Here is a 12573-nt window from a genome sequence, read left to right as displayed (position 1 = left end):
CGCGGCCGCCCGGCAGTGGGTCCGCTCACCGGCACTCCAGGGTGCCGCAGCGGCCGCCCGGCAGTGGGTCCGCTCACCGGCACTCCAGGGTGCCGCAGCGGCCGCCCGGCAGTGGGTCCGCTCACCGGCACTCCAGGGTGCCGCTGCGCCCACCCGTGCCGCCCTGGGGGTCCCCCCAGGCCCTTAAGGCACTGGGGGAGGCACGCATGCCCGCAGCTATGTCGCCATACGGCCGCTGCCGGTGGACACCGCTCTCGCGGCGCGGGTGGGCGCGGGCGGTCACCTCGTAGCGCCGGGTTGCGTGACCCACCCCGGGCGGGGCAGCAGGCGGTGGCCTGTCGCGTCGGGTGCGCGGGCCGTCCAAGGCGAGCGCGGGTGGCGGTCAGCCCTGGAAGGGGGGTTGGGGGAGGCCCTGCGCCGCGGTGGGGATGACCAGGAGGGAGCCGGAGAGGGCGGTGGGCCGGGCCAGGGAGACGCGGGCTGTGGTGATGTAGAGGTCGGTCAGGGCGGGGCCGCCGAACGCGCAGGCCGTGGTGAGGGGGGCCGGGACCGTCACGACCCGGTCGAGCGCACCGTCGGGCGTGTAGCGCCGCACCGCTCCTCCGTTCCACAGGGCCACCCACACACACCCGTCCGCGTCCACCGTGAGCCCGTCCGGGAACCCCGCCCCCTCCTCGATCTCCACCAGCGGCCGCCGGTTCCGGATGCCCCCGGCGTCGTAGTCGAAGACGTCCACCCGCCGGGTCGGGGTGTCCGCGTAGTACATCAACCGGCCGTCCGGGCTCCAGCCGGTGCCGTTGCTGACGGTGACGTCCGGCAGGACCGTCCGCATGTCACCCGCCCCGCTGAGCCGGGACAGCGTGCCCCCGCCGGCCGCCTCGTCGTACCGCATCGTGCCCGCCCACAGCGACCCGTCCGGCGCCACTGCGGCGTCGTTGGCGCGGCGGCCCGGCACGGGCTCGTGGTGCAGCCAGCGGAACGTGTCGTCGGGGTCGAGCAGCCCCACGCCGTCCCGCAGGTTCAGCACCAGACCACCACCGGCCCGCGGCTTCGCCGCCCCGATGTGCTGCTCCGTCGTACGGACCGTCCGGCGCCCGGACGACGGGTCGTACGTGTGGATCCGCATGCCCAGGATGTCCAGCCAGACGAGCCGGCCGGTCGCCGGGTCCCAGGTCGGGCCCTCGCCCAGCTCCGCCTCCGCCCGTACGGCGACCTCGCACCCGCTGTACCCGCTCATGCCACACCGCCCCGGTGCCCGAGCCGCTCCGACAGCTCCGCCGCTCCCTTGGCGGCGAGCTGCTCCAGCTCCGCGCACCGCTCCTCGCTCCAGCGGATCATCGGCACGGAGATGGACAGCGCGGCGACGACCTGCCCGGTACGGTCACGGACCGGCGCCGCCACGCAGGACACGTCCGGGTTGGACTCGCGGTGCTCCACCGCGATCCCGCGCTGCCGGATCCCGGCCAGCGCCTCGCGCAGCGCCCCGGCGTCGGTGATGCTGTTGGGGGTCATCGCGGTCAGCTCGGCCCCGTCCGGGATCCGCGCGGCCAGCTCCGGCTCCGGCAGCGCGGCCAGCAGCATCTTGCCGACCGAGGTGCAGTGGGCGGGCAGCCGGCGCCCGGCCGCCGAGACCATGCGCACGGCGTGCGTGGAGTCGACCTTGGCGATGTAGATGACGTCGGTGCCCTCGAGGATGGCCACGTGGACCGTCTCGTCGCAGGTCTCGGCGACCGAGCGGGCCACCTGCTGCCCCTCGGCGGCGAGGTCGAGCTGTTCGGCGTAGCGGCTGCCGAGCTGGTACGGCCGTACGCCGAGCCGGTACCGTCCGGGCTGTCCGGGGATCTGCACGATGTAGGACCGGGCGGCGAGCGTGGTGACGAGCTCGTGCACGGTGGTGCGCGGCAGCTGGAGTCTGCGCACGATGTCGGGGGCGGAGAGCGTCCCGTCCCCGTCGAGGAACAGCTCAAGAATGTCGAGAGCCCGGGTCACGGCAGGCACGAGGCGTCCCACGTCCGGCCCCCTCCCTTGGGTCTAAGCGCCTGTGTTCGAGATTTCAACAGGCGACCGGCATGACGAACACAGGCTAGCCAGTGGGAGCGCGCCCCGGCAATGGCCCGGACCGGCACCATGGTTGCCATGGCTCTCGACTTCCAGCTGGTGCTGCTGCGCCGCATGGCCGACCACAATCCGGACCTGGTGGAGGACGCCCGGCGAACGCTGGGCGTCTCCCTCGCGGACCTGCGGGAGACGAACAAGCGCTGGCAGGCGATGGTCCGATCGCCCCGGTCCCGCTCCGCCGCCGCCCGGTACCGCTCCGTCCTCGGCGAACCGGAGTCCGTCCTCCCCCGCCGCCTCGGGGACGTCGACTGCGAGGCCCACCGCTGGGCGCTGCCGCTCTGGCCGGACCTGCGGTTCGAGGTGCTGGTCTCCCCCGACGGCGCGGTCTGGAACGAGTGGCTGGTCCGCGCCCCGGGCTCCCCCGCGCCCCGGCTGGAGCACCTGGAGGACCTCGCCCCCTGGTCCTGCACGGTCGACGAGGCCGCCCGCGCCTTCGCCCCCGCCCGGCCCCTGGAGGGCACGGCCCCGACCCGGTGGGGGCTGGCCTTCACCGCGCCCGGCCGCGACGGCGTACGGCACGAGGTGGTCGCCGAGTTCACGTGGGGGCTGCTGCAACGGACGGCGCTGCGCGACTGAGACGCGCGCGCAGCGGTCCCGCTCAGGCGTCGAACCCCGTCGCCCTCGTCCGCTTCTCCCAAGCGGTCACCTCGTCCCGGACCTGGTCGAGGTGGGCCAGTACCGCGCTCACCCCGTCGTCGCCGAGCGGCAGCCGGAGCGGGGTCCGGTCCGCCTCCAGCGCGGCCAGGATGACGGCGGCCGCCCTGGCCGGGTCGCCGGGCTGGGTGCCGTCGCCGCCCTCGACGGCCTCCCGGGTCACGGCCACCTTCGGGTAGAGCCCGCTGTCGCCGCTGACCCCGGCCCGGCCGGTGCCGAACAGCGAGGTCCGGAACGCGCCCGGCTCCACGACGAGCACCTTGACGCCGTACTCGGCGACCTCGTCGGCCAGCGCCTCCGACATGCCCTCCAGGGCGAACTTCGTCGCGCTGTAGGCGCCGAAACCGGCGAAGGAGAGCTGCCCGCCCATGCTGCTCATCTGCACGATCGCCCCCGAGCGCCGCTCCCTCATGTGCGGCAGCACCGCGCGGACCAGTGCCGCGGGGCCGAAGACGTGCACCTCGAACAGGTCCCTCAGCTCACGGTCGGTGGTCTCCTCGAAAGCGCCGACATGGGTGCGCCCCGCGTTGTTGACGAGCACATCGATCCGCCCGTGCCGCGCCACCACGTCACCCACGGCCTCCTCGACCGCCGCCGTGTCGACGACGTCCAGCCGCAGCGCCTCCACCTGGTCGGGATGCGCGGCCACCAGCTCGTCCAGCGTCTCCGGGCGCCGGACCGCCCCGACCACCACATCGCCGGCGGCCACCGCGGCCTCCGTGATCGCCCGGCCGAAGCCGCTGCCCGCGCCCGTCACCAGCCACACCTTGTTCATGCCGACTCCCCGTGGTTCTTCGGTGTTCCGTACTGCTCGCTGACAGGAACCAGCCTGCCGCGCGCCGCCGTTGCCCGTCCAAGACCTCTGATGATAACCAGTGGTTATGAGGATCGACGTGCACGTCAGGGACCTGCGCTACTTCGTCGCGGTCGCCGAGGAGCTGCACTTCACGCGTGCCGCCGAGGGCCTCTATGTGTCGCAGCCCGCGCTGAGCAAGCAGATCCGGGCGCTGGAGCGGCAGTTGGGGGCCGAACTGCTGCGCCGGGACCGGCACGGCGTGGTGCTGACGGCGGCCGGTGAGGCCCTGCTGCCGCACGCCCGGAAGGTGCTGGCCGCCTGGGCGGACGGCGCCGCGGCGGTGGAGGCGGCCAAGGCGGCGCAGCGCAGCACGCTCACGGTGGGCATGAGCACCAGTCCGGGCCGTGGCGGCCTGCTGCCGGCCATCCGCTCCCGCTTCACCGCCGCGCACCCGGAGGCCATCGCCCGACTGCGACAGACGAGTTGGGAGGATCCGACGGCGGGCCTTGCGGACGGCGGCGCGGACGTCGCCTTCGTCTGGCTGCCGCTGCCCGATGAGCAGCGCTACGCGTGGACGGTCCTCGCGGAAGAAGCCCGCCTGGTGGCCCTGCCCGACACGCATCCGCTCGCCGGCCGGGCCGAGATCGACTTCGCCGACCTGCTCGACGAACCGTTCCTCGCCCTGCCGAGGAGCGCCGGTCCGCTGCGCGACCACTGGCTCGCGCTGGACGCGCGGGCGGGCCGGGCCCCGCGCGTCGGGGCGGAGATCGCCGGGGCCGAGGAGACGTACGAGGCGCTCGTCGCCGGCCTAGGCGTCTGCCTGGTGGCCGCGGGCAACGCGCCGCTGCTCACCCGGGGCGGCGTCACCACCCGCCCCGTCCGCGGCCTCGGCCCCAGCCACTATGCGCTGGCCTGGCGGCGCGAGGACACCGACCGGCCACTGGTCCGCGCCTACGCCGACGCCTGCCGGGCCACGACCGGGATTCCAGGGGAACCGGCGCCACCCGTTTGACCTTCACCTTCGGGGAAGCCCCAGCATCGGTGGCGGACGCGAGGAACGAGGTGTTCATGGACCTGCTCACGATCGGCGCCTTCGCCAGGGCCTGCCGGCTGTCCCCGAAGGCGCTGCGGCTCTACGACGAGCTGGAGCTGCTGCGGCCCGCCCGGGTCGACCCGGACACCGGCTACCGCTACTACGCCACCGCCCAACTGCGGCAGGCCCGGCTGGTGGCATGGCTGCGGCGGCTGGGCATGCCGCTGGCGGAGATCCGCACGGTGTGCGCGATGGACGCGGACGGCGCGGCGCGGGAGATCCGGGCCTACTGGGCGCGGGTGGAGGCCGAGACCGCCGTACGGCGTGATCTCGCCTCGGTCCTCGTCGACCATCTGACCGGAGAATCGAGAAGGGAACCTGCCGTCATGCTGGAACTGCGGTATTCCGCCCACTCCGACCGCGGGCTGGTGCGCCCGGCCAACCAGGACGCGGTGTACGCGGGGCCCCGGCTGCTCGCCGTGGCCGACGGGTGCGGGCCGGCGGGGGCGCACGCGAGCAGCGCCGCCGTGGAGGCGCTGCGCTTCCTCGACGAGGGCGAGGAACTGGCCGCCGGGAGCGTGCTGAACCTGCTGGAGGACGCGGTCCGCTCCGCCGACGAGGCCGTCCAGGACCTGGCGGACGGCGACGGTGACGTCGGCACGACGCTGACCGCGCTGCTGTGGACCGGGTCGACGCTGGCGCTCGTCCACATCGGGGACTCGCGGGCGTATCTGCTGCGGGACGGCGCACTGTTCCGGATCACCCACGACCACAGCGTGGTGCAGTCGCTGATCGACGAGGGGCGGCTGACACCGGAGGAGGCCGTGAGTCATCCGCAGCGGGCCCTGCTGCTCAAGGCGCTGGGCGCCCCGGGACCGGCGGCCGTTCCCGATCTGCGCCTGCAGGAGGCCCGGGCCGGCGACCGGTACCTGCTGTGCTCGGACGGGCTGACCCGCGTCGTCCCGGACGAGCGGATCAGGGAGCTGCTCGCGGCGGAGGACCCCGGACGGACCCTGGTCGACGAGGCGAACGCGGCGGGCGGTCCCGACAACGTGAGCTGTGTCGTGGCCGATGTGGTGCTTCCCACCCGGCGGTGACTGGCGGGTGGCGGTGGCCTGGCCTGGTGTAGGAAGGGTGGTGTCTGTCGTTTCCTACGGCTAAGGAGTGCGCCGCGTGTCCTCCCTCTTTCCCGCCCTGGTGGACGGCCCGCGCGAGAGGATCGCCCTGCGGTTCGGCGAACGGTCGTTGACGTACGGCGAACTCGGGGCCGCCGCGAGCGCGGTCGCCGCACGGGTGCGGGGCACCGGCCGGGTCGCCGTGTGGGCGACCCCGGAACTGGAGACCGCGGTCGCGGTGACGGGCACGCTGCTCGCCGGGGTGGCCGCGGTGCCGCTCAACCCGAAGTCGGGCGAGAAGGAGCTGGCCCACATCCTGTCCGACAGCGCGCCGGGGATGATCCTCGCCGCTTCGGGCGCCGAACTCCCTGCCGTGGTGGGCGATATGGAGCGCGTTGACGTCGACAGCCCCCGCAGCGGGGATCTGCCCGCCGGAACGGCCTTCGCCGGTGTCTCCCTCTCCGACTCCGACGAGGACCCGGCGCTGATCGTCTACACCTCCGGCACCACCGGCCCGCCCAAGGGTGCCGTCATCCCGCGCCGGGCCCTCGCCACCACCCTGGACGCGCTGGCCGACGCCTGGCAGTGGACCGGGGACGACGTGCTGGTGCAGGCGCTGCCCCTGTTCCACGTGCACGGGCTCGTACTGGGCATCCTGGGCCCGCTGAGGCGGGGCGGGTCGGTACGGCACCTGGGGCGGTTCAGCACCGAGGGCGTGGCCCGGGAGCTGTCCGACGGCGCGACCATGCTGTTCGGGGTGCCGACGATGTACCACCGCATCGCCGAGGCCCTGCCAAACGACCCCGAGCTGGCCAAGGCCCTCGGCCGGGCCCGGCTGCTGGTGTCCGGCTCGGCCGCGCTGCCCGTGCACGACCACGAGCGGATCGCGGCGGCCACCGGGCGGCGGGTGATCGAGCGGTACGGCATGACGGAGACGTTGATGAACACCGCGATGCGGGCCGACGGCGAGGCCCGCGCGGGCACGGTGGGCCCGCCGCTGCCGGGCGTCGAGCTGCGGCTGGTGGAGGAGGACGGCGCCGAGGTCCCGGCGTACGACGGGGAGAGCGTCGGCGAGATCCAGGTGCGCGGGCCGAACCTGTTCACCGGCTATCTGAACCGGCCGGACGCCACGGCCGCCGCGTTCACCGCCGACGGCTGGTTCCGCACCGGGGACGTGGCGGTGCGCGAGCCCGACGGGTACGTCCGCATCGTCGGCCGCAAGGCCACCGACCTGATCAAGAGCGGGGGTTACAAGATCGGGGCCGGTGAGATCGAGAACGCGCTGCTGGAGCATCCGGGGGTGCGGGAGGCAGCGGTCACGGGCGAGCCGGACCCGGACCTCGGGGAGCGGATCGTGGCCTGGATCGTTCCGGTTGACGGGGAAGACCGGCCCTCCGCAGAGGAGTTGGCCGGGCACGTGACCCGGCGGCTCGCCCCGCACAAGCGGCCGCGCGTGGTCCGCTACCTCGACGCCCTGCCCCGCAACGACATGGGGAAGATCATGAAGCGGGCGCTGGCCGATGGCTGAGCGTCTGTCGGCACGGGAGATACTCGCGCTGGTCGCCGACGAGGCGACCTTCCGCGAACTGCCCGCTCCCGAACGGGAGTCGAAGGCGGACGGACCGCTCGGCTGGCAGGGCTACGACGCCGCGCGCGCCCGTGCCACCGAGCGCACCGGCGAGGAGGAGTCCGTCGTCTGCGGCACCGCGAGCGTCCTGGGCACCCCGGCCGTGCTGATCGCCTTCGAGTTCGGCTTCCTCGGCGGCTCGCTGGGCGAACGCACCGGCGACCGGCTGGAGGCGGCCTACACGCACGCGCGGGAGCACCGGCTGCCGGTCGTGCCGCTCGTCGCCACCGGTGGCAGCCGGATGCAGGAGGGCATGTTCGCGCTCACCCAACTCCAGCGGGTGGCCCGCCAGTCGGCGCTCACCCGGGAGGCCGGGCTACCGCAGATCGCGGTGCTCCGGGACCCCACGACCGGCGGCGGCTGGGCCACACTGGGCGCGGGAGCCGACGTCACCCTGGCCCTCCCGGACGCCCAGGTCGGCTTCGCCGGCTCCCGGGTGCGCCCCGCGGACGCCGACCCGGCGGCCTACACGGCGCAGGCCCAGCTGGCGGCGGGCTCCGCGGACGCGGTGGTCCCGCCCGGGGAGCTGCGGGACACCCTGGGGCTGTGGCTACGGCTGCTCACGCCGGCGTCTGCCGCCCCGCCCGGACCGACCACCGGCGGCCCCGCGGTGCCCGACGCCGACGCGGCGTGCGCCGATCCCGCTCCGGCGCCCCAGAGCCCCGGCGCTCCCACCCCGGACCCGGGCCGCGCAGAGCCCGAGCGGGCGCCCGTCCCGGACGCCCTCGGTGCCGCCGGTCTGCCCGGCACCGGGTGGGAGGCCGTCGTACGGGCCCGGTCGGCCGTGCGGCCCCGGGCGCACGCCTATCTGGACGCCTACTTCGAGCAGCGGGTCTCGCTCAGCGGGGACCGGTGCGGGGGCACCGACGCCGAGGGCATGCTGTGCGGGTTCGGGGAGCGGGACGGCCGTACGGTGGCGTACGCGGCGCAGACCGGGGCGGCCACCCGGCCCGCCGGCTACCGGACCGCGGCCCGGCTGATCCGGCTCGCGGACCGGCTGGGCATCCCGGTGCTGACCCTGGTGGACACGCCGGGCGCGGCCAACGACGCCGACGCGGAGCGGCAGGGGGCCGGGGCCGCGATCGCGGACGTGTTCGGGGCGGTCGCCGCCGCCCGGACCCCGGTCACCACGCTCGTCATCGGCGAGGGCGGCTCGGGCGGGGCGCTCGCCCTCGCCGCACCCGGCAACACCTGGGCCACGCCGGACAGTTACTTCTCGGTGATCGCACCGGAGCTGGCGGCGGCCATCCTCAAGCGCCCGCCGGAGAGGGTCGAAGAGACCGCCGGCCAGCTGCGGATCCGCCCGCAGGACCTGCTCGAACTGGGGGTGATCCGCGGCATCGCGGGCCACCCCCGGTCCTAGGTCCTGTCGTCCAGGTCTACTTCGCCGCGACCGCCCGGACGATCTCCTGGGTCACCGAGCCCCCCTTGTCGTCGTGGGCCGAGGCCCGCAGCGAGACGGACGTGGCGTCGCGGGGCACGGTGAACGTGCCGTGCCAGGCGGCGCCGGGGCGGTCGGTGAGCCGTACCGGGTGCCAGGTCGTGCCGTCGTCGTACGAGACGTCGAGCCGGCCGGCGCCGAGCGTCCCGGTGCCGGCGGCGCCCGTCACGTACTGGGCGCCGAGCCCGATGCCGAGGCGGTGTCCGGCGCGCACGGCGCCCGCGAGGTCGGTGGGGACGTCGAAGGCGAGGTTGATCAGCGGCAGATAGGTGGCGTGGTCCTCCGGGGTGGCGGCCGAGCGGAACGTCCACTCGGTGTGGCCACGGGTGGCGAGCGCCCAGTGGCCGGGGTCCAGGGCGGTGTCGGTGACCACCTTGTAGGTGTGCTCGTCGGCGGGCGCGTCCCAGACGTACGCCCCCGAGCTGGTCCGCCGGTCGACGAGGGTGCCGTCGAGGTAGACGGAGGTGGTCTGGCTCATGCCGTTGCCGTCGGTCCACACGTCGCCGAAGCCGGTGTGGTCGGGCCCGGAGTCGCCCCAGCCCGGGGTGTTCAACTGGATCTGGTTTCCGGTGCGTTGCTGGCCCCAGCCGAGTCCGGTGCCCAGCCACGGGTGCCACACGGGCCGGAACCAGTTCAGCACCGGCCGTGATCCGCCGTCGTAGCCGACCAGGCCGCTGCGCTCCTCCAGAGCGCCGTCGCGGAGGGTGACGGACTCGTGCCAGAGCTGGCCGGGACCGGTGGACACGTAGTCGGTGCGTTCGGCGGGGAGGTCGACCCGTTCCTGGAAGCCGAGGCCGATGGGGAAGGTGCCGGTGATCGAGTACCGGAACTCACCGCCGCTCTCGGGCCGGGCCGCGTGGAACCTGACGTGTACGGCGGCGAGTTGGCGGTGGGTGGGCCGGTAGGTGAGGTCGCGGTCGGGGACGGCGCCCCGGTGGCCCTCGGACAGGTCGTACACGTACGGCGAGTTGCGGGTGCCGGTCATGTCGACGTGCTCGGCCGCCCGCAGCCGGGCCGCGTCGGCCGCGTTCACCGTGGCGATCTGCAGCGGCCGGTCGGCGTTGTCGTCCGTGCCCCACCAGGCCATCAGCCGGCCGGGCGCGTCGTCTGTGACGAACAGCGCCTTCGCGCCAGCGTCCTGCGCGGCCTGGGCGAGCGCGGCGGGATCGGCGCCGTCGGCGAGGCGGGCGAGGACCGCCTTGCCGGCCACCCCGGTGAGGGGACCGTCCCCGACGTCCACGAGCGGCAGCTTCGTACGGCCCTCGATGAGGGTGCCGCCGGGCTGCACGGTCGCCTCACCGATGCCCCTGACCTCCAGCTGGGGCTTGGCGAGCCGCCACACGGTCCGGTACTCGAAGCTGCCCTCGGTGACCTTCCTGGTGGGCGCGGCGAAGACGCTGTCGTAGGTGAGCGGCACCTGGACGGCGCCGAACAGGTCGGCGCCCTTCGCCTTGCGGTCGTACTCCATGAGGAGCTGGTGGGTCTCCGTGCGCTGGGCCACCTCGGCCTTCACCTCGCGCAGCTTCCGGCCGTCGAGGGTGACTTCACGGTCGCGGTCGAGGGTGATGCCGGGGGCCGCGAGGAAGCCGAGCCCGAGGGAGTCGGCTCCGTGGCTGCCACGCACGTCGAGGAAGGAGGTCACGGCGTAGGTGCCGGGCTTCAGGCGCAGCTTCAGGGTGCCGGAGTCGCCGACGTGCTCCGGGAGGGCGTCGGCGCCCTCGGCGAGCTGCTGCACGGTGAGGTCGGCGGCCGTGGGCGCCCCGGAGCGGTCCTTGACGTGCACGGTGAGCGTGTATCGCTCGTCCTCCTTGACCAGCCCGAACACGGTGTGCGCGAGGGTCGTGCCGGTCTCGTCGGCGGCGACGATCTGCCCGCTGGTCTCGCCGACCGGCGCCTTGGAGCCGTCCGAGGTGACGGTGGTGGACGCGCTGCCGTGCGCCGGGACGGTGAGCGCGGAGTCCGCGAGGGTGGCGACACCGGAGGGGGCGCCGCGCACGGACAGCGTCAACCGGATGTCGGTGTCGGAGGAGTTGGTGTAGGTGAGGGTGCGGGTGACGGGCTTGTTCGCGTCGTACGGCCAGGTGTAGAAGCCGAGGTCCGCGCTGCCGGTGGCGGTGATCCGGGCGCCGATCGCGTCCGCGACGCTGACCCGTCCGGCGCCCAGGAGGTAGGCGGAGGCGTCGAGTTGCTTCGAGCTGGACATCAGCGCGTCCTTGAGGCGGGCGCCGGTCCAGTCGGGGTGTTCCTCGGCGAGCAGGGCGGCCACCCCGGCGACGTGCGGGGTCGCCATGGAGGTGCCGCTCATCGTGGTGTAGTAGCCGTCGCCGGGGACGAGTTGGGAGCGGGCGGCGAGGATGTCGACGCCGGGCGCGGAGAGGTCCGGCTTGAGGGCGTTGTCGCCGTACCGGGGGCCCGCGCTGGTGAAGTATGCGGCCTGGTCGGAGGAGTCCACCGCGCCGACGGTGAGGGCCGCGTCGGCGGCGCCGGGCGAGCCGATCGAGGAGGGCGCGCCGGTGTTGCCGGCGGCGATGACGAAGAGGGCGCCGGTCTCCTTCGAGAGGGTGTTCACGGCCTGGGCCATCGGGTCGGTGCCGTCGCTGGGCTCGGTCGAGCCGAGGCTCATGGAGACGATCCTGGCGTGCACGTCCCGGGTCGCCCACTCCATGCCGGCGATGATCTGCGACTCGCTGCCCGAGCCCGCGTCGTCGAGCACCTTGCCGACCACGAGCGTGGCCCCGGGCGCGACCCCTTTCTCCTTGCCGTCGGACGCGGCGCCGCTGCCGCCGACGGTGGAGGTGACGTGGGTGCCGTGGCCGTTGCGGTCGGCGACCTCCTCGCCGTCGATGAAGCTCTTGCTGGTGGCGACCCGGCCCGCGAGGTCGGGATGGCCCAGATCGGCTCCGGAGTCGAGGACGGCGACCGTGACGCCCTTGCCGGTCAGGCCCGCGTCCCAGGCCGCCGGGGTGCCGATCTGGGCGTTGCTCTCGGCCATGACGCCCTTGACGCGACCGTCCAGCCAGACCTTGGCGACGCCGGATCCGTGCGTGAACGACCGCCAGAACGTGCGCCCCTTGCCGGCCTCCACGGCGGCCCCGTGCAGGGCGGTCAGGGTGCGGGTCCGCTCGGTGCCGGGCGGGGTGGTCGCGCGGGCGGTCCTGCCGTACGTGACGATCAGCGGCAGCGTCTTCGCCGTCGCGTCGGTGAGGCCCTGCCGGATGAGCCCGCTCACGTCGAACAGCCGCCGGTCCAGGGTGCCGGCGCGCAGGTAGGGAAGCGCCTCGTCCGGTACGACGGTGAGGTCGCCGTCGCTCGACCGGGTGCGGACGGCACCGGTGGCGCCGGGGGGCCGCTCGACGGTGACCGTCCGCCTGCCGTGCCCGAGGTCGGTGACGGTGACCTTGTCGCCGGTGAGGAGGGTGACGGTGGCGGGACGGCCGGGTGGGCTGTCATGGCCGGCGGGGGTGGGCCGGGGCCCGGAACCGCTGGGGTCGCCGGTGCTCGCCGCCGATTGGCCCGACGGCAGCAGGGCGAGCACGAGCCCCGCCGACAGCAGGGCGGCGCCGCGTCCGATCGATGTCATCCACGCCTCTTCTCGGTCCGGGTGCGGTACGTCTGTCCGAGTGCGTTCGTGTGCTGTGCTGTGCGCTGCTGATGAGTGTCATGTGCCGCCAGAGCAAGGGGGGTTGAGCGTTCTTGGCGGGAAGGCGTCCTGGCGGGTTCCCGCCAGCGGCCGCGTGGGCGGGGCGGGGAGTGCGGGACAGTACGGGACATCGTCAGGTCCCCTCGGCC

The 12573-nt window shown here is 74.4% G+C and carries 9 protein-coding genes; 5 read left to right on the top strand and 4 right to left on the bottom strand.

Annotated elements, in window-relative coordinates; genetic code table 11:
- Positions 1–382 precede the first annotated feature (382 nt).
- Both ABZ854_RS17865 and ABZ854_RS17860 read right to left on the bottom strand, forming a co-directional pair.
- Positions 383–1237, bottom strand: a complete 855-nt coding sequence (locus tag ABZ854_RS17865; protein ID WP_361211278.1) for an SMP-30/gluconolactonase/LRE family protein — start codon at positions 1235–1237, stop codon at positions 383–385.
- The gene (locus tag ABZ854_RS17860; protein WP_361211275.1) at positions 1234–2010 is read right to left on the bottom strand and encodes an IclR family transcriptional regulator; all 777 of its coding nucleotides are present in this window, start codon (positions 2008–2010) and stop codon (positions 1234–1236) included. Before ABZ854_RS17860 ends, ABZ854_RS17865 begins: the two co-directional genes overlap by 4 nt.
- A 126-nt stretch (positions 2011–2136) precedes the next feature.
- Between ABZ854_RS17860 and ABZ854_RS17855 the strand changes: the two genes are divergently transcribed.
- Complete coding sequence (locus tag ABZ854_RS17855; RefSeq protein WP_361211272.1) at positions 2137–2694, top strand: hypothetical protein; 558 nt, start codon at positions 2137–2139, stop codon at positions 2692–2694.
- A gap of 22 nt (positions 2695–2716) precedes the next feature.
- On the opposite strand, the gene ABZ854_RS17850 is transcribed toward ABZ854_RS17855, so the two are convergent.
- Positions 2717–3547 (bottom strand): oxidoreductase, encoded by an 831-nt coding sequence (locus ABZ854_RS17850; protein WP_361211269.1) that lies wholly within the window; start codon positions 3545–3547, stop codon positions 2717–2719.
- 106 nt (positions 3548–3653) lie between these two features.
- Here ABZ854_RS17850 and ABZ854_RS17845 point away from each other — a divergent pair, with 106 nt between their 5' ends.
- The 4 genes from ABZ854_RS17845 to ABZ854_RS17830 all read left to right on the top strand — a co-directional run bounded on the left by ABZ854_RS17845 (position 3654) and on the right by ABZ854_RS17830 (position 8706).
- Positions 3654–4580, top strand: a complete 927-nt coding sequence (locus tag ABZ854_RS17845; RefSeq protein ID WP_361211266.1) for a LysR family transcriptional regulator — start codon at positions 3654–3656, stop codon at positions 4578–4580.
- A 56-nt stretch (positions 4581–4636) separates the two neighbouring features.
- Positions 4637–5698, top strand: a complete 1062-nt coding sequence (locus tag ABZ854_RS17840) for a MerR family transcriptional regulator (RefSeq protein WP_361211263.1) — start codon at positions 4637–4639, stop codon at positions 5696–5698.
- Positions 5699–5774: 76 nt separating this feature from the next.
- Complete coding sequence (locus ABZ854_RS17835; protein WP_361211261.1) at positions 5775–7244, top strand: acyl-CoA synthetase; 1470 nt, start codon at positions 5775–5777, stop codon at positions 7242–7244.
- On the top strand, positions 7237–8706 hold the full coding sequence (locus ABZ854_RS17830; RefSeq protein WP_361211258.1) for a carboxyl transferase domain-containing protein: 1470 nt from the start codon (positions 7237–7239) through the stop codon (positions 8704–8706). Before ABZ854_RS17835 ends, ABZ854_RS17830 begins: the two co-directional genes overlap by 8 nt.
- 16 nt (positions 8707–8722) lie before the next feature.
- Here the strand turns inward: ABZ854_RS17830 and ABZ854_RS17825 are convergent, their stop codons facing one another.
- A complete protein-coding gene (locus ABZ854_RS17825) occupies positions 8723–12364 on the bottom strand; it encodes a S8 family serine peptidase (RefSeq protein ID WP_361211255.1) in 3642 nt (1213 codons plus the stop codon).
- Positions 12365–12573 lie beyond the last annotated feature (209 nt).

Origin of the sequence: Streptomyces sp. NPDC047028 (assembly GCF_040644095.1) — a bacterium.
Classification (GTDB): domain Bacteria; phylum Actinomycetota; class Actinomycetes; order Streptomycetales; family Streptomycetaceae; genus Streptomyces.
The sequence above is the reverse complement of the archived record's forward strand: the minus strand, read 5'-3'. Positions and strand labels throughout refer to the sequence as shown.